The following is a 19,234-nucleotide window of genomic DNA, read 5'->3' as shown; positions in this document are numbered from 1 at the left end:
GTGTTCGAAGGCCGCCGACGGCAAGACGAAATCCGACGACAAGGTCTATCGGCTGCAGCCGATAGACCTTGTCGTCGGATTTCGTCTTGCCGTCGGCGGCCTTCGAACACAGGTCGACGATCGCGAGTGCACTGTTGGGATTTGCCAGCATCATCGTGCCATTGGCGCCACGCTTGAGGAAAATCTCCTTCTGCGCGATGTCGCAGGAGGAATCGCTCATCTTCGAACTGGCCGCGCAGCGCCACTGGTCGGCTTCGCCCTGGCAGGAATAGGTCTGCGTCACCTCAGCCGATTTCTGCCGTGTGGTGACGGTAACGGCAATGTCGGCGCCGTCTGGCCAGTTGGCGGCGCCACCGCCCGAGGCGAAGGATGCCAGCTCTACCTTGCCGCGGAAAACCCGGATCGACTGGGTGAGCTGATCGGGGTGCGAGCCGAGATGAGCTGCATCGTAGTCGCGCCCATAGCAGAACGCCTGGTCCGGCTTCAGCCGCTCGCGCAGTGGCGGGCCTAGCGCCGGGTCGACCGGATCGATGCGCGCGAACTCCGCCTTGCAGGTCGCTGCCGGCATCGGGTCGAGGCGGAAATTGTCGTCCTCCGAGCCGAGCGCCTGCCTGTCATATTCTGCTGCGCCAAGCTCCTCTTCCGATCCGGCATCGAGATAGATGTCGGGCTGCAGATCCGAGAGGAACAGCCGACCCTTGTCGTCGACCTTCAGCGACGCAAGCGTCCGGTCGCATTCCATGCCGCAATGGATCGGGCCTGTTTTGCCGTCCTCGGACGCATGATTGCACCAGCCGCCGGCCCATTCAGGCGCCTTGGCGCCACGAACCGTGGTGGCGATGAAGGCATTGTAGGATGTGTCGGAATTCGCGGTCGGCTCCTCATTCGGCCGGCTGACCGGATCATGGCCGTAGTAGAAGAAGATCCGCGCCACCTTCTGCTTCGGATGTGCCTTGAGGTGCGCCGCGTCATAGATGCGGCCGAAGCAGGCGTCGGTGCCGTTGGGGCTAAGTTCGGTGAGCTTGAGCGCATCGTCGGCGGAGGCCGATCCGGCAAGCGCGCCAAGCAGCGCAGCACCAAACCCGGCGCCGGCAACCGTCTTCCATTCCCCCAACCCGAACGCCCATTCCTTCAACGCCATGTGACCTCTCCTCCGCATCGACAGGACGCAACGTCAATTTATGCTAGTATTGCGGCCGGAGTCACGCAATTCGCGGTCAGCCGCCCAGCGGAGGAGGATGCCATGCGCCGGCGCGATATGTTCCGCGCGGTTCTTGCCGGAACCGGAACGCTTCTCGGTCTGCGGGCAGTACAGGCAGCCGCCACCGAGCCCGCAAGGCAAAAAGTCGCCTACCACTTGAGCGACACCGACAAGGTCAATTTTGTGCTCGGCAACATCAAGAACCACTATGAGGGCACCGGCGGCAATGTCGACATCGTGCTGGTCGTGCATGGTCCCGCGCTCGCGACCTTCAAGTCGAAAGGCATATCGGCCGCGATTTCCGGGCGCTTCGCCGGCCTGGTGCAGCAGGGGCTGGAACCCCACGCCTGCGCCAACACCATGCAAGGCATGGATATTTCGCTCCCCGACCTGCTTGCCGGGTTCCATGCCGCCGACAAGGGCGGCGTCGTCAAGCTCGCCGAACTGCAAGGCCGGGGTTACGCCTATCTGCGCCCGTAGAGCGGTTCGTTTGACGCAAATTCCCCAGGGAAAGCGCTACTCGCTTTTCCCGGGAAACCGTTTCACACGTTTCCTTGAATTGCTCCAAGGCTTGAACACCGGGGTGGCAAGGGCCTACGAAGGGCAGGCAGACATCCCGGAGGAAGAACCGTGCCAGCCACCACACTCAGCATACCCGATCTTGCCGGCAAGGCGGTGCTGGTCACAGGTGCGTCGACCGGCATCGGAGCGGCGCTCGCGCTGGCCTATGCAGCGCAGAAATGCAAGGTGGCGCTGCACTACAATTCGAGTCAAGACGCCGCCGAGAAGCTCGGCCTGACGATTGCCGACAAGGGCGGTGAGGTGTTTCTCGTTCAGGGCGATTTCTCCGTTGCCGCCGATGTCGAACGCGTCGTCGAGGACAGCGCGCAATATTTCGGCCGCCTCGACGGGCTGGTCAACAATGCCGGCGGCATGCTTGGCCGCATCCCCTATGCCGAGCAGACCGAGGCGCATTACGACGCTGTGATGGATCTCAACGCCCGTTCGGTGCTGACCGCTTCGCGCAAGGCGATCCCGTGGCTGAAGAAACAGGGCGGCTTCATCGTCAACACCTCCTCGATCGCCGCCCGCAATGGTGCCGGCGGCGGCGCCGGGCTTTACGGCTCGGCCAAGGCCTTCGTCTCCAATGTGACGCGCGGCATGGCCAAGGAGTTGATCGGCTTCGGCATCCGCGTCAACGCGGTGGCGCCCGGCACCATTCTCACCCCGTTCCACGAGCGCTATTCGACCGACGAGCAGATGAAAGGCATGGTCGCCACCATTCCACAGGGCCGTGCCGGCACGGCGCAGGATTGTGTGGGCGCCTATCTGTTCCTGTCTTCCGATCTCTTGAGCGGCTACATCACCGGCCAGGTGATCGAGGTGAATGGCGGCCAGTTGATGCCTTGAGCGGCTATCGGCATACTGGCGATCTGCATGTTCTTGTCGAAAACCTCAAAGGGAGACAACGGAATGTACGGACTGATCGGCAAGATGCGGGCGGCGCGCGGCCAGCGTGACGCGGTCATGGACGTCCTGCGCGCCAGCACCGGCGCCCTGCCGGGCTGCCTGAGCTATATCATCGCCCGCGACCCCGCCGATGCCGACGCGATCTGGGTCACCGAAGTGTGGACCGACGCCGAAAGCCACAAGGCCTCGCTGCAGCTTCCCGAAGTCCAGGCGGCGATCGCCAAGGCGCGGCCGTTCATCGCCGGCTTTGAATTCCAGGTCGAGACCCACCCCGTCGGCGGCTTCGGGCTGGCTGACGGCAAGACAGGGTGAGGCAGGCAGCCTTTTTTCGGCAAAGCAGGGTTCGCATCGTCCCGCTTCAAGTCTAAGACCGAAATATGGATTCCTCGGCCGAGCAGCCCCCAGACCAGCCCGCCATCGAACGCATGGCGCGGATGCGCAAGCTCTGGCAATGGCTGGCCCTGCTGATCGTTTCTCTGCTGTTTGCCGGCGCGCTGGAACTCGCGGCCCTTCCGGCGGCGCTGCTGATCGGGCCGATGTTGGCGGCCATCGTCGCCGGCACCAATGGCGCCACGGTGCGCGTGCCGCGTCTTCTGTTCGGCGCCGCCCAGGCGATCGTCGGATGCCTCGTGGCGGTGTCGATCTCGGCCGACATCTTTCCGGTCTTCTACAAGGAATGGCCGCTGTTTCTCGGCGTCGTGGTGGCCACCGTCACGGCCTCCAGCCTGCTCGGCTGGCTGATCAGCCGCTGGCGCATCCTGCCCGGCACCACCGCCGTCTGGGGCTCGTCGCCGGGTGCGGCCACCGCCATGGTGCTGATGGCAGGTGCCTTCGGTGCCGACCAGCGCCTCGTCGCTTTCATGCAATATCTGCGTGTCATCTTCGTCTCGATGACGGCGGCACTCGTTGCCAAGATGTGGGTCGACACGTCTGGCGTCGAGATCCCCGCCATCATCTGGTTTCCGCCGATCGATGCCCAAGCCTTCGCCGCCACCATCGGCACCGCGGTCGTAGGCGGCCTGGCGGGAAAGCTGTGCCGGCTGCCCTCGCCCTTCTTCCTCGGCACCTTTATCTTCGGCACCGTCGTCCATCTCGGCTTGGGCGTGGAGATGCAATTGCCGCAATGGCTGCTGGCCGTCAGCTACGCCATGGTCGGCTGGTCGATCGGCCTGAACTTCACCAGGGCGATCCTGCGCCATGCGGCGCGCGCCTTGCCGCAGATCATCGCCTCGATCGTGGCGCTGATCGCCTTTTGCGGCGGCCTTGCCTTCATGATCAGCCATCTCCTGGGCATCGATCCGCTGACCGCCTATCTGGCGACCAGCCCCGGCGGCATGGACAGCATCGCCATCATCGCCGCAGCCGCGCAGAACGTCGACATCTCTTTCGTCATGGCCCTGCAATCGGCACGCTTCCTGATCGTGCTGCTGGTCGGCCCGAGCGTGGCGCGCCTGGTGGCGAGAAGCGTCAGACAATAGGCAAAGCCGCCGCCAGAGACGGTCATAAGCGCGGGCTTATTCCTCGCCGCCCTCATTCTCGCCCTGCGCGTCCCGGCGCCAATAGGCCGTGACCAGATGCCGGTCGCGCGGCAGGCCCCACTGCTTGCGCACGATCTTGCGGATCTCCCGGAAATCGCTGAATTCGCAACTCGCCCAGACATAGAGGCCGTCGGCAAGCGCCATGTGACTGCGCTCGCGCAAGGCGGCCGGCAACAGGCCGGCGGTGCCGGCTTCGCGGCCGTGCCGGTAAAGCCAGGTGATAACGATATTGTCCCCTTGCGTTAGCGCGATCCGATCATCCGGGCCATCGACCTCGATCAGGGCCTCCGCGCGGCTCGACAGCGGCAGATGCTCCAAAACCCTGCCTATGGCGGGCAGTGCTGTGTCGTCGCCGAGCAGAAGCAAGGTCTGCGCCACCGGGGCGTCGCCGCCACCGGGTCCGATCATGCCGATGACATCTCCCGCCTGTGCATTTTGCGCGAAGCTGGCGGCGGGCGTCTCCTGGCCGGGGTGCAGCACGAAATCGACATCGAGCCAGCCCCTGGCCGCATCCACCGCCCGGATCGTGTAGACCCGCACGGCAAGGGCATCGTCGCCCGAAGGCCAGACAATCAGGCCATCAGCGCCCATCGACGGCCAGAGCGGCTGGCGGCCAGCCGGCGGCAGCAGCAGCCGCATGTGCAGGCCGCCATGGGTGAACCGGCCAAGATCCGTGCCGGCGAAGCGCAGGCGCTGCATATGCGCCGAGATCGGCGTCGAGGACATCACCGTGATCTCGCGGAAGAAGACCGGCGTGCCGGCGTCAACGCCGTCGCCTTGCCAATGAATACCCCTGGTCGTGCCGAGATATTCGGCGACATGGCCGGCGACCGTCATCTTCATGTAGGACAGGGAGGTTTCGTCGGTCGCTGCGACGCGGATCAGCACGCTTTCGTCATCGAGCGTAGCGCTCAACGAACCATAGTAGAGGCGAAGCTCCCATTGGTCGGCGACGCCGGTGTTGATCTCGAATTCGCTGTGTTCGGCGCGCAGCCGGTCCATCACCGACCTGATCGCCGCGTCGCTGATCCGGGTTTGCGCGCTCAATTGGTCCATCGCTCAGCCTTTCGCAACAGTTCGGGGCAAGCGCCGCAACGCCACCGCCGTCAGCGACATGCCACAGCCGCTGCGGCGTTTCCACATAAACTTGATCATAAATGTCATATTTATGTGGCGAACGCCTACCGCGCTGCCAAGCGTTCGGGAAGGAAATCGACGAACACGCGTACCTTTGGCGACAAATGGCGATTGGAGGGCCACAGCATCCGGAACTGGCCACGGCCGTCGACATGACCATCGAGGACGGTACGCAGCCTGTCTTCGTGCAGCGCCTCACGCACCAGGAAATCCGGCATGCAGGCGATGCCGAGGCCGGCGAGCGTGGCGCCTTTCAAGGCTTCCATATTGTTGCAGGTCAGCATCGAGCGGATCTGCGGTTCGGCGTTTCCTGTTATGAATGGCCACTCCAGCAGCCTGCCACTGTTCAGGAAGCGGAAGTTTATGCCGAAATGCCTGGTGAGATCCGCCGGCGCGCTGGGGGCGCCATGGCGGTCCAGGTAGGAGGGCGCCGCGCACAGCAGCATGCGAAAGGGCGCAACGGGTCTCGACACAAGGCGCGAATCCGGCAGCTCGCCGCTGCGGATCGCGACATCGATGCCCTCGTCGATGACGTCGACGATCCGGTCGTTGAAATCGATGTCGAGCTCGATCTCGGGATAGCGGGCCATGAACTCCGACAGCACCGGCAGCAGCAGATGATAGGTGACGATCGGGGTGGATATGCGCAGCCGCCCACGCGGTGTTTCCCGTGTCCGCGACAGCATCGCCTCGGCATCGTCGATATCGTCGAGGATGCGGCGCACCCGCTCGTTGAACAGCTTGCCCTCTTCCGTCAGGCCAATGCGCCGCGTGCTGCGCTGCAGGAGCCGCACGCCGAGTTCCTGCTCGAGCCGCGCGACGCTCTTGCCAACGGCGGAAGCCGAGATGCCGATCGCGCGGCCGGCGGCGATGAAACTGCCGAGTTCGGCGGTGCGGGCGAAGGCCAGGAGCCCGTTGAGACGATCCATCGTGTCATTCCATTCGAGCGTTTCAGTCCGATATACCAGGAGATATAACACCATTTTTCCTGAAATGCCGACAACCTATCTTGTCATCACGACCGGCTCCGCAATCGCGCGGCCCACCGGCGAGTGCTGCAGATAGGGAAATCCATGACTTCCAGGACCACAACCGGCTCTGCCGAGAGATGGCTCGTGCTCTTGTCCGTGTGCCTTGCCGCGATGACGATGCCCTTGACCTTCACCGGTCCGGCCGTCGCTCTGTCGCGCATCGCGGCCGATCTCGGCGGCAGTCCGATCGAGCTCAACTGGGTGACCAACGCCTTCATGCTGACCTTCGGCGCCACCCTGATGGCGTCGGGCGCTCTGGCCGACAACCATGGCCGCAAGCGCCTCTTCCTCGTCGGCCTCTGCCTCTATGTCCTAGCGTCGCTGGGCGCGATGCTGGCGCCGGACATCATCTGGTTCGACATTTTCCGCGCCGCGCAAGGGATCGGCAGCGCGGCCGCCTTCGCAGGCGGTGCCTCGGCACTCGCCCAGGAATTCGAAGGGCCATTGCGGCTGCGCGCCTTCAGCTTCCTCGGCACCAGTTTCGGCATCGGCCTCGCCTTCGGTCCGATCGCCTCGGGCCTGCTCATCTCCGCATTCGGCTGGCGGTCGATCTTTATCTTGGTCGCGGTGCTGGCGATCGCCGCAGCGGCCCTCGGCCTGCGCACCATCAAGGAATCGCGCGATCCGGATGCGACCGGCCTCGACTGGGCGGGAGCCGGCACCTTCACCGTCGCGCTCGCTTCGCTGACCTATGGTGTGTTGCAGGCGCCGCAGAGCGGTTGGTCCAATCCCCTTGTCGTCACGCTGCTCGCGGCGGCGGTGCTCTTCTTTGCCGCGTTCGTTATCGTCGAGCGACGCGCCCGCCGGCCGATGCTCGATCTCACGCTGTTTGCCTACCCCCGCTTCGTCGGCGTCCAGTTTCTGGCCGCGGCACCCGCTTACGCCTTTGTCGTCCTGCTCGTGCTGTTGCCGATCCGTTTCATCGGCATCGAAGGGATGAATGAGATCAAGGCCGGGCAATTGATGATCTGCCTCTCGGGTCCGCTGCTGATCCTACCGATGCTAGCCGGCCAGCTGGCGCGCTGGATCGCGCCGGCCACGATCTGCGGTGTCGGCCTGCTCGTCGCTGCCGCCGGGCTTGTCTGGCTGAGCCTGGCACCACCCGTCGATAGTGCGCTGGTGGCGCCGCTGATGCTGATCGGCGTCGGCATCGCCCTGCCCTGGGGATTGATGGACGGGCTTGCCGTCAGTGTCGTGCCGAGAGAGCGCGCCGGCATGGCGGTCGGCATCTTCAACACCACCCGCGTCGCCTGTGAGGGCGTGGCGCTGGCAATCGTCATGGCGACCCTTTCCGGCTTTACCGCCGCGCAGCTCGCCGCTCAGGGAATGGCATCTTCGACGGAGGCCGCGGCGGCAGCCCAGCTGCTGGTGACCGGCAATCTCGGCGAAGCAGCACAACATCTGCCCCAGGCCGGAGCCGCTGTTCTGGTCCAGGCCTACGAGACGGCGTTCGACAGGCTGCTGATCGTGCTGGCGGCAATCACCGTCGTCACCGCCCTTGTCGTCTTCCTTGGCCTGCGTCGCGGAGCGGCTTCGGAACGCGAAACCGTCGCCCTGCCGGCATGCCAGGAAGGGTAGCAGTCAGCGGACGGGCACCGCTATCAATCCAGCCTGTGCATCAGGTCCTCATCCAGCCAACGGCCGAAGAAATAGACCAGTTGCTTGTGCCACCACGGCCAGTCGTGGCTGACATCGCCGCCCCAGTAATCGACCCAGGCGGGAATGGATTTGTCGCGCAGGATCTGTTCCAAACTGCGCGTCTCGACCAGCATCCGCTCTTCCCACGCGCCCTGCCCGCAACAGAAGATCAGCCTGAGCGTCTTCAGCCGGGCCAGCAGTTTGGGATCGACGATGCCGGGCAGATAGTCGAGCGGCGAGTTGTAGAATATGTCGCCCTCGAGCGCCTTGCCGAAGAAGTCGCGCGCCGAATAGACGCCCGACAGCGCGATGACGCCGCTGGCGAGTTCGGGAAAGCGGAAGACGAAGTTCGAGGAGTGGTAGCCGCCCATCGAACAGCCCGAGAACAGCGGCTTCAGCTTGCGCCCGCCATTGGCCTGCTCGGCTGTGGACAGGAAGTCCGGCAGCGCCTCCTCGCGCACATAGCGGAAATAGGCCTCGTGGCGGGCGATGCGGTGGGCGGCGTCCGCATGCTTGTGGAAGAAGGATTCGGAATCGACGCCGTCGACCGTAAACAGCTGGATGCGGCCGGTGTCTATGAATTCGGCCAGTGCGCCCACCCCGCCGGAATCCTCGAACTGGTAGAACCGGCCCTGCGAGGTCGGGAACACCACCACCGGCCGGCCGGCATGGCCGTAGCGCTTGTATTCCATGTCGCGGCCGAGCCGGCTCGAGAAATTCTTGTGATAGGAAATGTCCATCGCCTCACGCCTTTTCCGCGTGGATGTACGCGACCGCCTCGCGCAAGGCTGCTTCGTCCTTCGAGCGCATCTGGTAGGCGTAATTTCCCATGGCGCGGCTGAAGACCTCTTCGATGGCCTGATGGTGGACGATCTTGTCGCGCTGCGCGGCTAGCACGTCCTCATGGCTGTGCAAATAGTGGAGGCGCCGCTTGCGGCTGGCATAGGCGGTGAAATATTTGCCCTCGTAAGGGCCGCCGGCCGCGTCCCTGACCACCATGTCGGCCCACGCCGCATAGACGTCGACGTCGAACGTATAGTTGATCGCATCGGTCATCCAGGCGCCGGGCGGGCGCATGTTGACCTCCAGCGCGATGACCCGGTCGTCCTTGGTCTCGAACAGCTCGATGTGGAAGAAGCGTTCGCGCACGTCGAATGCTTTCAGGATCTTTCGACCGGCCTCCTCGACCGCCGGATTGATCCTGGGAAAGCAGGTGTAGCTCATGTGGCGGTCCTTGTTGACCACCTCCATGACGCTCTGGTCGTAGCGGTGGCTGGCCGCCAGCACCACCTCGCCGTCGCGGTTGACCAGCCCGTCATAGGTCACCACCAGCCCTTCGATGAACTGCTCCATGACGAAGGTCACGTCCTCGGGTTTGTCCCGGAAGAACTGGTCGAGCTCTTTGACGTTGGAGATCTTGAAGGTGTTGGAGGCGCCGGAACCGCTGTCGGGCTTGACCACCACGGGATAGCCGACGCGGCGGATGAAGGTCATGGCTCCGGCGCGGTCGGAGCATTTGCGCTGCGCGATGGTGTCGACGCCGCTCTTGCGGAAGAAGGCGCGCATGCGGCTCTTGCGCTTCAGGTTCTTCACGAAATCGAGCTTGGTGCCGTAGATGTTGAAATCGGTACGGATGTTGGCTTCCAGCTCAAGCCAGTGTTCGTTGAGCGATTCAAAACGGTCGATACGGCCCCATTTGTGGATGAAATGCCCCATCGCCCGGAACACCGGATCGTAGTCCTCCATGTCGGCGACGCGGTAATATTCCGAAAGGGCTGCTTTCAGCTTGGCGTCGAGCGCGTCATAGGGCGCGTCGCCGATACCGAGCACCCTGGCCCCGGCCTTCTTCAAACGGTCGCAGAAATCCGCGCCATTGGCGGGAAAATGCGGCGAGAAGAACACGAAATTCATGGACGACCCCCTCCCGCGACAAGGCATCGAAACCCTGTCGATGCCCAAGTCTCGCGCATTTGCCGCGCCTGGGGAAGAGCACGCGCGTCGGGGTGCCGTCCGTCTCAACCAGCCTCCATAAGCCGGCAGACAAATCGGACAACTCATCTGCTACCCAATCTGGACGATTGCTTACGACACGGCCTGCCGAACTCAGCTGAACAAAGGCCTGGCGGCTGCAGTCAGTTTGGCGGTGTCGGCAGCTTTTGTGCCGAAAGCTTTTTTACGATAGGAATTTTTTCTTGACTCCCTGCCCTCAGCTAAGGTACATTTTCGTCCATGGTGCTGATTTGCGCCGGTGACCCGCCGCACAAGCGGGTTTTTCCTTTGACGCTTCGTCGGCCAACGCGCCGGCAAAAGGCTCCGAAGGAACCCGTTAACCCGGATTCGTTGTCCTGCACGGCCTGCGGCCCGCTTCATCCTCAGCCTCCATTCGCTGGCGATAAAAACGGGCAACTCACGTGCTACCTAATCCGGACAACTCATGTGCTTACGACACACCGCCTGCGGCCCCACTTGCCTCCCACAAGCCGCTCCTGTAAGAGAACCGCCATGAACACGCGCGCCAGCAACGCTTCCCGTCCGACCGGTTTTTCCGGCGAGACCGTGCGCGCGCTGGCTTCGACCCTGCTTCTTCTCGGCCTTATCGGCGATCGCCGGGTTCGCTGAAGGAGCGCCCGGCGGTCGAACCGCCGCGCAAGCGCATGCTCCTTGGCAATCACATCAAGCGAACAAAATTCTGGTAAAGGCGCCGCTCGCCATCAATCCACCGAAGGTGGATCCATGAGCCGCCGGGAGAAACGACGATGAACGCACGAGAAGAAATCCGCTCCGATGCCGCGGTAGCCGACACGGATTCGGCCAAAGGTATGCCCGACGCGGCCCGCAAATATCAGCCCTATCCGACCGTCGGCCTCACCGACCGGACCTGGCCCTCGAAGGTCATCGACAAGGCGCCGATCTGGTGTTCGGTCGACCTGCGCGACGGCAACCAGGCGCTGATCGATCCGATGGGCCATGAGCGCAAGGCACGCATGTTCGGCCTGCTGCTCGACATGGGCTTCAAGGAGATCGAGATCGGCTTCCCGTCGGCCTCGCAGACCGATTTCGACTTCGCCCGCTGGTGCATCGAGGAAGGCAATGTGCCCGCCGATGTCTCGCTGCAGGTGCTGGTGCAGTGCCGGCCGGAGCTGATCACCCGCACCTTCGAGGCGCTGAAGGGCGCCACCAACCCGATCGTCCATTTCTACAATTCGACCAGCGAGCTGCAGCGTCGCGTCGTCTTCGAGAAGGACGTCGGCGGCATCAAGCGGATCGCCACCGACGCGGCCAAGATGATCACCGACATGGCGGCCAAGGCCGGCGGAGGCTTTCGTTTCGAGTATTCGCCGGAAAGCTTTACCGGCACCGAGCTGGAAGTGGCGCTGGAGATCTGCAACGCCGTCACCGAGATCGTCAGGCCGACAGCGGACAACAAATTGATCATCAACCTGCCGTCGACGGTCGAGATGTCGACACCCAACATCTATGCCGATCGCATCGAGTGGATGTGCCGCAACCTCGACAACCGGGAGAACCTGCTGGTTTCGCTGCATCCGCACAATGACCGCGGCACCGGCATAGCCACCACCGAGCTCGGCCTGATGGCCGGCGCCGACCGTGTCGAAGGCACGCTGTTCGGCAATGGCGAACGCACCGGCAATGTCGACATCGTCACGCTGGCGCTGAACATGTACACGCAAGGTGTCGATCCCTTGATCGACTGCTCCGACATCAACCGGATGAAGGACGTCTACGAATATTCGAACCAGTTGAAGATCCCCGAGCGCCACCCCTATGTCGGCGAACTCGTCTACACCGCCTTTTCCGGTTCGCACCAGGATGCCATCAACAAGGGCATGAAGGCGCTGAAGAAGGCCAATACGAGCCTGTGGGAAGTGCCCTATCTGCCGATCGACCCGGCCGATGTCGGACGCAGCTATGAAGCCATCATCCGCATCAACTCGCAGTCGGGCAAGGGCGGCATCGCCTATGTGCTGCAGGCCGATTACGGCCTCAACCTGCCGCGCAATCTGCAGATCGAGTTCAGCCAGGAAATCCAGGCGATCACCGATGCCGAGGGCAAGGAAGTGCCGGCCAGGCGCATCTACGAGCGCTTTCTCGAGACCTATGTCGACCAGCCCGGGGCGCGGCTGAAATTCCTCGATCACCACACCTATCCCAGCACCGAGATCAAGGGCCGGCGCGTCGTCGAGGCGGTCATCCTCGACAACGGCAAGGAAGTGACGATTACGGGCACGGGTACCGGCCCGATCGATGGCTTCGTCAATGCGCTGTCGCGCCATGTCGGTGTCGAGATGTCGGTGCTCGACTATTCCGAGCACTCGATGCAGCGCGGCTCGAACGCGTCGGCCATTTCCTATGTCGAGATGGAATATCCCGGCGGCAAGCTGTTCGGCGCCGGCATCAACACCAACATCGTCGCCGCCTCGCTGGAGGCGGTGATGTCTGCCGCGAACCGTATCGTCGGTAAAAAAGCCGGCTGACGCACGATCGGAACAAAGATCGGGACCGTCCCAGTCTGGTGATCGGTTCCGATCTTTCGGGCCATTAACCACCGCGGAATTATCCAGTGGGTACGTGATCGCATAACGGGGTGTATACTTGTGTGGTGGTGCGGGACCTATATGATCGCGCCTCAACCTGTGCCGACTTCGAGAGGATCGACACTTGCAGCATGCCACGCCTGCCGCCCCCGCAGTGCGCGAGACACTGGAGCGACTGCTTGCCAGCCAAACGTTCGGCCGATCCGAACGCGCGCGCAAGCTGCTGCGTTACCTTGTCGAACGTGAACAGGCCGGCGAAGCCGACAGGCTCAAGGGCTTTTCCATTGCCATGGATGTTTTCGGCAAGGACGGCGATTTCGATCCGTCCACCGATGCCGTGGTGCGGGTGCAGGCAGGCAGGCTGCGCGAGCTTCTGCAGCACTATTTTGCAAATGAGGGAATTGCCGAGCCGGTCCGCATCGCCATTCCGCGCGGCGGCTATGTTCCTGCCTATGAATTGAACGCGATCCGCCTGCCGGATATTGCCGAGGCTGTTCCCGAACTCAGGCTGGACGGCGCCGCATCCGCCGGTCGGTCAAACGAAGCCGGCACGGGCCTGCTGGAGGCGATGCCTCTGGCTTCCGTACCGTCTTCGCCTGCCCCCTCGGTGGCGCGCCATCTCCGCTTTTTCTGGATGGCGATCGCCCTGGTCATCGCCATGCTGGGCGTACTGATCCTTCGCCAGGGCAGCACTGCCTTGCTGGCAGGCGGCGACATCTCGGCAACGCCGGAGATCGCTGGCGCAACCGCAAGCATCACATCGTCGGCAAGGGCTGACGTCCTGCCGCAAGTCTATATCGGACTCAAGGCTGACGGCCCCGACGCCAACCGCGTCGCCGCATCGCTGCGCGCCGGCCTGAGTGGCTTCGATACGATCGACTTCATCGGCCGCGACACCGTCAGCGATCCGGTCGACGACGCTGCGAGCTTCATATTCGACGTCCTGCCTGGACCAGACGCGGGCGACATCACGATCGAACTGCAAAGCATGGCGTCTGGGCGGGTGCTTTTATCGCGCAATCTCACCCCCGCCGACAGCGCACCTGCCGCGGTCGAAGACCGTATCGCCGACATGCTGAGCTCGGCACTCCCCGCCTCCGGCACCATCTACAACTATATCGAGCAGACCGGCACGCCAAACGGTCTGACGCAATGCCTGCTGCTCAACGGCAAATATTACCTCGACCAGAATGCCAGGACCCATGAGGCAGCCTATCGTTGCCTCGAGACGCTGGCCAATGGTGGAACCAAGTCCTCGCTCGTCTATTCGGAACTTGCTTCCCTGCATCTCGAGGCGGTGTCCGATCATTACGCCTATCCGCCCAATGCGACAATTGAAACAGCCGTCGAGTTTGCCCATCGCGGCGTGCAGATGGGTCCGACCAGCCCTTATGCGCATCGCTCCTACGGCTATGTCAGTTCGCGCCTCGGCAATACGGACGAAGCGATCCGCTGGATGCGCAAGGCCTATGAACTCAACCCCTACGATCTCGGCATGGCCGCTGCTTACGGCTACGGGCTGATCTTCGCCGGACGATATGCCGAGGGAACGCCGATCCTCGATCATGCGGCGGAGACCTTCAGCGGGCACCCGACATGGTGGGATTTTGGGCTGTTCGTCGGTGAACTCATGCTCGGCGACATGAACAAGGCAGTCGCGGCCAGCATGGCACTGAGAACGACGGCAACCAAATCACACTATCTGGCGGCACGGCTGATCGGCGCCAAGGCTGCTGGACAGGACCATCTGGTGAGCACGCTGCTGAAACAGCTGACCACCGAGTTCCCCAAATTTGCCGCCGATCCGCGGGCGACTTTCGTCGAGCGGAAATATCCGGCCGACCTGACCGACCGGCTGGTCCAGGCACTCCGCGCTGCCGGGCTCGGCAGCCCAAGCTGACACCATCGACGTCCGCGCACTGGCTGCGCCGCGTCCCGATGGATTTCCTGCGCTCCGATCGCCGAATGCCGATTGGTCGCCAAGTTCTGTACACAACCGTACAAATCGCGAAAATTTTACTGGTCATCACGTTGGACTAGGAGCAATTCAGCCACAGTTGGTGTCGCGCATTCTGCAATAACAAAAAATCAGCTTTCATGACCGCATCACTTTTTGCCGCCGAAGAGGGTGTTGGCTCGAAGGCCATCGTCCTGCTGCACGGTTTCGGCGGCTGCCACGATATCTGGCGCGAGGTGATTTCCGCCCTGACGCCTTCCACGCATACGCTGGCCTATGACCTGCCTGGGCATGGGATGTCGCTCGATTTTCCTGCCGCCGGTCCGGCCAGGGTGGCGGCCAAGGCCGTTCTGGCCGATCTCTCGGAGCGCCGCCTGAAGCGCGTTCATCTCGTGGGCCACTCGATGGGCGGTGCCGTGGCGGCGCTGATGGCGCTGGCCGAGCCCGAAAAGATAGCCTCGCTGACGCTTCTGGCGCCGGGCGGCCTTGGCCCCGAAATCAATGGGCCGCTGTTGCGCCGCTATGCCGAAGCCGCGGATCGGTCCGAGATCCGCTCCTGCCTCGCCGTCATGTCGGGACCTTCTGCCCTGCCGCTCGAACATACGGTGGACATCCTTTGGGAAATGCGCAGACGACCCGGCCAACTCGAAAAGCTCGTCGAGATCGCAGCCGCCATGACCGTGGACGATCGGCAAGGCGTCATCCCGCACGATCGCCTCGATGGACTGAACATGCCGGTGATGGTGGCATGGGGAACCAGCGATGCGGTGCTGCCCTTTACCCAGGCGGATGACCTGCCGGCACATTTTCACGTGCACCACGTGCTGGAGGCCGGCCATATGCTGGCTGAGGAAGCCCCCGACCTCGTTGCCGAGATCATCCGCCGCAACACCAACCGCCGCGCCAGGCCGCATCGCCAGAAATTCGCCGCCGCGGCCAGCTAACCTTTTTCGCGCTCGACAGCCCTCCTGAGCGCCCCGATGCCGTCGATCTCGTCAGTGCATTTTCCCAGCGGCTGTGTTAACCCGGTGTTAACCAAACCCACGAGGCAGACGCCGATGAAGGAAGCAGGCGAGAAGACCATCGACCAGTCGAAGAAACTGTCCGATGCCATCCGTGATGTCAAAAATGCCTTCGCCGACCGCGACGATGTCGTCGTCGACATGCGCGAAGCGCATCGCATGCGTCTCGATCTGCTTGCCGCCGAGCTGGCGCCGGTTTTTGCCGATGTTCCAGCCGACATGGACAATTTCGACTTTGTCGTCTCGTCCGGCTTGCAGCCGCGCCTGTGGATCGACGCCATCAGCCATGTCGCCATGGGGCGCGACCGCCGCACCTATCGCTTCCTCAAGGACACCCGCATCGGCCGGGTGGTGCTTGCCGAATCCACCGAGATGAAACCGGTTGCCGATTCCGTGACGCGCTATGTCGCCGAGCGCATCGTCGAGCGTCAGAGGATGCTGGAAGGCGGCGTCGAACCCGCCGTCGCCGGCCTGAAACGTGCGTATGTGCCAGAAGCCGAACCGCCGCTGCGCGCGACGGAGCGCGGCAAACGCTGGTCGGCCCTTCTGTCCGGGCTTGGCCTGGTCGCTGCCGGCGCACTGGTCGGCCTTGTGGTGTCGGTCGTCCTGTTCTGGGACCGCATCGTGGCCATGGTCGTCAATTTGCGGCCATAGCGGCCTCGGCGCCAAGCTCCACCGTCTGCAGATCGGATGGCGGTATGGACGGCCCGGTCAGGCCGCGCCGCGTCAGCCGTATCAGCCAATTTCCCTTTTCACCGTCGATGTCGAACAGATTATACTGCGCCGGCGGGTGCTTGCCACCCGGCGCCTGTCCGGCGGCAGCGACGCCGACCACAGGAACCTTGGCGTCGCGCGAGCCTATATGGAACAGCGACGGCAGATGCGAATGGCCGTGCAGCACAAGTTCGGCGCCGTGGCGGCGAATGATCTTGTTGAAGCGGGCGATGCCGAACAGCCGCTTGTGCTGCGGGACCGCGCCGCGCACCGGCGGATGATGGATCATGATGGCGCGGAACAGCCCCTGCCCGGCGGTATCCCCAAGGATTTTGCCGAGCCGCTCGGCCTGGCCTTCCATGAAGAAGCCATTGGCCATGAACGGTGCCGTGGCGCGCGCCGTCGAGACGCCGATCAGCGCGACATTGCCGCGCACACGCAGATAAGGGAAGGCGTTGCGGTCGACCGGCGTGTTGACGCCGTCGCCACTCATCCACGCCGCCCAGGACCGGCAGACCTTGTCGAAGGCGCCTGGCACATAGGCGTCGTGATTGCCCGGAACCACCGAAACATCATGCGGCGGCCCCAGCGTCTCCAGCCAGTGCCTGGCCATCTCGATCTCGCCGTCGAGCGCCAGATTGACAAGATCGCCGGTGACGGCGAGGTGGTCAGGCGTGTTCGCCTTGATGTCGGCGACGATCGTGTCGATGACCGCATCATGCATATGGCGGCGGCGGTTGCGCTGCCAGTTGACATAGCCGAGCACGCGCTTGGAGGCGAGATCGCGATAGGATACATCGGGGAGCGGCCCCAGATGGACATCGGAAATATGCGCGAGCCTGAACATACAACCTTCTTAGGCGACCCGCGCGCGGCTTTCCACCCACGGTTTCGCTATCAATGACGAGCCCCCAAGATGCCTTCCGCCAGACCGGCTGGCCAGGTTTGAGGGCCAGGCTGTTCCATCTCTATTTCGTGCTGCGGAGGCCGATGACGCTTGGCGTGCGCGGCCTGATCCACGACAGGGCGTCCAGGTCCGTCTTCCTTATTCGCCATACCTATGTACCGGGCTGGCAGCTTCCCGGCGGCGGCGTCGAAGTCGGCGAGACGATGAACGAGGCACTGGCCCGTGAACTGGCCGAGGAAGGCAACATCGCTCTCACCGCCCCGCCGGTTCTCAAATCGATGCATTTCAACCGCCGCTCCAGCCGCCGCGACCATGTCGGCTTTTATCTGCTTGAGCATTTCAGCCAGATGGCGCCGAAGCTGCCGGACCACGAGATCGCCGAAGCCGGCTTCTTCCCGCTCGACGGCTTGCCGCAGGGCACGACGCCGGCGACGCTGCGCCGGATCGCCGAGGTTTTTGACGGCGAGCAGCCCTCGCCCTACTGGTAGATCAGGCTGCCGCTTTCTCGAAGCGCGCCCGGTCATGCCGTGCGGCATAATCCAGATCCGGTCCGACAGGCACGATCCGCGTCGGATTGATCGTCTGGTGGCTGCCGTAATAATGCGCCTTGATGTGATGCAGGTTCACCGTCCCGGCCACATCAGGCACCTGGTAGAGATCGCGCAGATAGTTGGACAGGTTCGGGTAGTCGGCGATGCGGCGCAGATTGCATTTGAAATGGCCGACATAGACCGGATCGAAGCGCACCAGCGTGGTGAACAGCCTCCAGTCTGCCTCGGTGACACGATCACCAACGAGATAGCGCTGCTTCGACAGCCGCTCCTCCAGCGTATCCAGCGCTGTGAACACTTCACCGAACGCCTCTTCATAGGCGCGTTGGGTGGTGGCGAAGCCGGCGCGATAGACGCCGTTGTTGATGGCGGGATAGACCAGCGCATTGATGCGGTCGATCTCGCCGCGCAACGTCTTCGGATAGAAATCAAGGCTGGCGTCGCCCCATTCGTCGAAGGCTGAATTCAGCATGCGGATGATTTCGGAAGACTCGTTGGAGACGATTGTCTGCTCCTTTTTGTCCCACAGCACCGGGACAGTCACCCGGCCCGAATAGGCGGGATCGGCTTTGGCATAGATCTGATGCAGGAAGTCGAGGCCGTAGAGCGTGTCGCCCGTGGCGCCGTCCTCGGCCACGAACGTCCAGCCATTGGCGCCCATGAAATGATGCACCACCGACACCGATATGACGCCTTCCAGCTTCTTCAGCGCGCGAAAGATCAACGTCCGGTGGGCCCACGGACAAGCAAGCGAGACATAGAGGTGATAGCGGCCGGGCTCGGCCTTGAAACCACGCGTCCGGCCTTCGGCAGGCGCCCCGTCAACGGTGACCCAGTCGCGCCATTGCGACTGCGTCCGCTCGAACCTGCCACCATTGTCCGCTGTATCGTACCAGCGGTCCTGCCATCTTCCTTCGACCAGCAATCCCATGCAAATCTCCTTGCGTCCTGTTGGTTGATGTAGGCGCAAGGTTGCCCTGTCGAAGACATCAGGTGCTGAACAGACTGTCACTTGGCAGAAATGACGGACAAAAACGGCCGATTGCAGCGGCGGGAAATTGATGCTAGCGGACAATCCGCATGTTCGACTTTGCTTTGATCCGGTTTGACCGACGACGAAAGGGCGCCCGCGCTTGATGAAGCGCTGACTGGCGAATGCTGCCGTTTGCAGCAAACCTTTCCTCCTTGTACCGGACCGCAAAGACCATGAGCCTTGCCGACGTGAAATACCTGCCGGAAACACCGGCGCACGACCCCGAGATCGAAGCCATCAACGACGAAGCCTTCGGGCCCGGCCGCTTTGTGCTGGCCGCTTACAAGATTCGTGAGGCCGGAGGGCACGAGCGCTCGCTGTCCTTTGTCGCCGTCGATGGCGACATTGTCGTCGCCTCGGTGCGCATGACCCGCATCGCCGCCGGTGCCGGCCGCGCGTTGATGCTCGGGCCGCTTGCCGTGCGGCCCGGCTTCAAGAATCTCGGCATCGGCCGCCGGCTGGTGGCGATCGCGCTGGAG

18 protein-coding genes are annotated in these 19,234 nt (G+C 63.3%); 11 read left to right on the top strand and 7 right to left on the bottom strand.

Translation table 11 applies throughout. The features are described from left to right. The coding region (locus EN943_RS22700) for a hypothetical protein (RefSeq protein ID WP_127414724.1) at nt 1–1,141 on the bottom strand (1,141 nt) is incomplete at its 3' end. 102 nt (nt 1,142–1,243) lie between these two features. Between EN943_RS22700 and EN943_RS22695 the strand changes: the two genes are divergently transcribed. The 4 genes from EN943_RS22695 to EN943_RS22680 all read left to right on the top strand — a co-directional run bounded on the left by EN943_RS22695 (nt 1,244) and on the right by EN943_RS22680 (nt 4,149). Further along, nucleotides 1,244–1,681, top strand: a complete 438-nt coding sequence (locus tag EN943_RS22695; RefSeq protein WP_127414723.1) for a DsrE family protein — start codon at nt 1,244–1,246, stop codon at nt 1,679–1,681. Nucleotides 1,682–1,831: 150 nt separating this feature from the next. Next, nucleotides 1,832–2,611: an SDR family oxidoreductase gene (locus tag EN943_RS22690; protein WP_127270549.1), complete on the top strand. Its 780-nt coding sequence runs from the start codon at nt 1,832–1,834 to the stop codon at nt 2,609–2,611. Nucleotides 2,612–2,674: 63 nt separating this feature from the next. Further along, nucleotides 2,675–2,983, top strand: a complete 309-nt coding sequence (locus EN943_RS22685; RefSeq protein WP_127414722.1) for a putative quinol monooxygenase — start codon at nt 2,675–2,677, stop codon at nt 2,981–2,983. Nucleotides 2,984–3,048: 65 nt separating this feature from the next. Continuing rightward, on the top strand, nt 3,049–4,149 hold the full coding sequence (locus EN943_RS22680; RefSeq protein ID WP_127414721.1) for an AbrB family transcriptional regulator: 1,101 nt from the start codon (nt 3,049–3,051) through the stop codon (nt 4,147–4,149). 36 nt (nt 4,150–4,185) lie between these two features. Here the strand turns inward: EN943_RS22680 and EN943_RS22675 are convergent, their stop codons facing one another. Together EN943_RS22675 and EN943_RS22670 are read right to left on the bottom strand one after the other, a co-directional pair. Then, the gene (locus EN943_RS22675) at nt 4,186–5,265 is read right to left on the bottom strand and encodes a siderophore-interacting protein (RefSeq protein WP_127414720.1); all 1,080 of its coding nucleotides are present in this window, start codon (nt 5,263–5,265) and stop codon (nt 4,186–4,188) included. 125 nt (nt 5,266–5,390) lie between these two features. After that, the gene (locus tag EN943_RS22670) at nt 5,391–6,275 is read right to left on the bottom strand and encodes a LysR family transcriptional regulator (RefSeq protein WP_127414719.1); all 885 of its coding nucleotides are present in this window, start codon (nt 6,273–6,275) and stop codon (nt 5,391–5,393) included. Nucleotides 6,276–6,419: 144 nt separating this feature from the next. On the opposite strand from EN943_RS22670, the gene EN943_RS22665 reads away from it, so the two are divergent. Next, on the top strand, nt 6,420–7,955 hold the full coding sequence (locus EN943_RS22665) for an MFS transporter (protein ID WP_127414718.1): 1,536 nt from the start codon (nt 6,420–6,422) through the stop codon (nt 7,953–7,955). Nucleotides 7,956–7,978: 23 nt separating this feature from the next. On the opposite strand, the gene EN943_RS22660 is transcribed toward EN943_RS22665, so the two are convergent. Together EN943_RS22660 and EN943_RS22655 are read right to left on the bottom strand one after the other, a co-directional pair. Beyond that, complete coding sequence (locus EN943_RS22660; protein WP_127414717.1) at nt 7,979–8,755, bottom strand: esterase family protein; 777 nt, start codon at nt 8,753–8,755, stop codon at nt 7,979–7,981. 4 nt (nt 8,756–8,759) lie between these two features. Next, complete coding sequence (locus tag EN943_RS22655; protein ID WP_127414716.1) at nt 8,760–9,926, bottom strand: ATP-grasp domain-containing protein; 1,167 nt, start codon at nt 9,924–9,926, stop codon at nt 8,760–8,762. Nucleotides 9,927–10,771: 845 nt separating this feature from the next. On the opposite strand from EN943_RS22655, the gene leuA reads away from it, so the two are divergent. From leuA to EN943_RS22630, 4 genes are all read left to right on the top strand, one after another. Beyond that, nucleotides 10,772–12,511 carry a 2-isopropylmalate synthase gene (leuA, locus tag EN943_RS22645; protein ID WP_127414715.1) on the top strand — a complete coding sequence of 580 codons (1,740 nt, stop codon included), beginning with the start codon at nt 10,772–10,774 and terminating at the stop codon, nt 12,509–12,511. Between the two features lie 184 nt (nt 12,512–12,695). Further along, nucleotides 12,696–14,471, top strand: a complete 1,776-nt coding sequence (locus EN943_RS22640) for a hypothetical protein (RefSeq protein ID WP_127414714.1) — start codon at nt 12,696–12,698, stop codon at nt 14,469–14,471. Between the two features lie 197 nt (nt 14,472–14,668). After that, nucleotides 14,669–15,472, top strand: coding sequence for an alpha/beta fold hydrolase (locus EN943_RS22635; protein ID WP_127414713.1), 804 nt, complete (start codon nt 14,669–14,671; stop codon nt 15,470–15,472). A 114-nt stretch (nt 15,473–15,586) separates the two neighbouring features. Next, nucleotides 15,587–16,204: a hypothetical protein gene (locus tag EN943_RS22630; RefSeq protein WP_127267380.1), complete on the top strand. Its 618-nt coding sequence runs from the start codon at nt 15,587–15,589 to the stop codon at nt 16,202–16,204. Here EN943_RS22630 and EN943_RS22625 read toward each other — a convergent pair. Then, on the bottom strand, nt 16,188–17,111 hold the full coding sequence (locus EN943_RS22625) for a metallophosphoesterase (RefSeq protein WP_127414712.1): 924 nt from the start codon (nt 17,109–17,111) through the stop codon (nt 16,188–16,190). The genes EN943_RS22630 and EN943_RS22625 overlap by 17 nt on opposite strands. Before the next feature lie 53 nt (nt 17,112–17,164). Here EN943_RS22625 and EN943_RS22620 point away from each other — a divergent pair, with 53 nt between their 5' ends. After that, nucleotides 17,165–17,659, top strand: a complete 495-nt coding sequence (locus EN943_RS22620; RefSeq protein ID WP_127414711.1) for an NUDIX domain-containing protein — start codon at nt 17,165–17,167, stop codon at nt 17,657–17,659. Between the two features lies 1 nt (nt 17,660). Here EN943_RS22620 and EN943_RS22615 read toward each other — a convergent pair whose 3' ends face one another. Next, nucleotides 17,661–18,653, bottom strand: coding sequence for a glutathione S-transferase family protein (locus tag EN943_RS22615; protein ID WP_127414710.1), 993 nt, complete (start codon nt 18,651–18,653; stop codon nt 17,661–17,663). A gap of 275 nt (nt 18,654–18,928) precedes the next feature. On the opposite strand from EN943_RS22615, the gene EN943_RS22610 reads away from it, so the two are divergent. Next, on the top strand, nt 18,929–19,234 hold a 306-nt coding region (locus tag EN943_RS22610), incomplete at its 3' end, for an N-acetyltransferase (RefSeq protein WP_164778323.1).

Origin of the sequence: Mesorhizobium sp. M7A.F.Ca.US.006.01.1.1 (genome assembly GCF_003997935.1) — a bacterium.
GTDB lineage: Bacteria > Pseudomonadota > Alphaproteobacteria > Rhizobiales > Rhizobiaceae > Mesorhizobium.
Note: the sequence above shows the minus strand (reverse complement) of the source record. Positions and strands in the feature narration are given on the sequence as shown.

Coding starts and splice junctions, on each gene's coding strand:
- EN943_RS22695 (WP_127414723.1), top strand. CDS start 1,244: ATGCGCCGGCGCGATATGTTCCGCGCGGTTCTTGCCGGAACCGGAACG.
- EN943_RS22685 (WP_127414722.1), top strand. CDS start 2,675: ATGTACGGACTGATCGGCAAGATGCGGGCGGCGCGCGGCCAGCGTGAC.
- EN943_RS22680 (WP_127414721.1), top strand. CDS start 3,049: ATGGATTCCTCGGCCGAGCAGCCCCCAGACCAGCCCGCCATCGAACGC.
- EN943_RS22675 (WP_127414720.1), bottom strand. CDS start 5,265: ATGGACCAATTGAGCGCGCAAACCCGGATCAGCGACGCGGCGATCAGG.
- EN943_RS22670 (WP_127414719.1), bottom strand. CDS start 6,275: ATGGATCGTCTCAACGGGCTCCTGGCCTTCGCCCGCACCGCCGAACTC.
- EN943_RS22665 (WP_127414718.1), top strand. CDS start 6,420: ATGACTTCCAGGACCACAACCGGCTCTGCCGAGAGATGGCTCGTGCTC.
- EN943_RS22660 (WP_127414717.1), bottom strand. CDS start 8,755: ATGGACATTTCCTATCACAAGAATTTCTCGAGCCGGCTCGGCCGCGAC.
- EN943_RS22655 (WP_127414716.1), bottom strand. CDS start 9,926: ATGAATTTCGTGTTCTTCTCGCCGCATTTTCCCGCCAATGGCGCGGAT.
- leuA (WP_127414715.1), top strand. CDS start 10,772: ATGAACGCACGAGAAGAAATCCGCTCCGATGCCGCGGTAGCCGACACG.
- EN943_RS22635 (WP_127414713.1), top strand. CDS start 14,669: ATGACCGCATCACTTTTTGCCGCCGAAGAGGGTGTTGGCTCGAAGGCC.
- EN943_RS22630 (WP_127267380.1), top strand. CDS start 15,587: ATGAAGGAAGCAGGCGAGAAGACCATCGACCAGTCGAAGAAACTGTCC.
- EN943_RS22625 (WP_127414712.1), bottom strand. CDS start 17,111: ATGTTCAGGCTCGCGCATATTTCCGATGTCCATCTGGGGCCGCTCCCC.
- EN943_RS22620 (WP_127414711.1), top strand. CDS start 17,165: ATGACGAGCCCCCAAGATGCCTTCCGCCAGACCGGCTGGCCAGGTTTG.
- EN943_RS22615 (WP_127414710.1), bottom strand. CDS start 18,653: ATGGGATTGCTGGTCGAAGGAAGATGGCAGGACCGCTGGTACGATACA.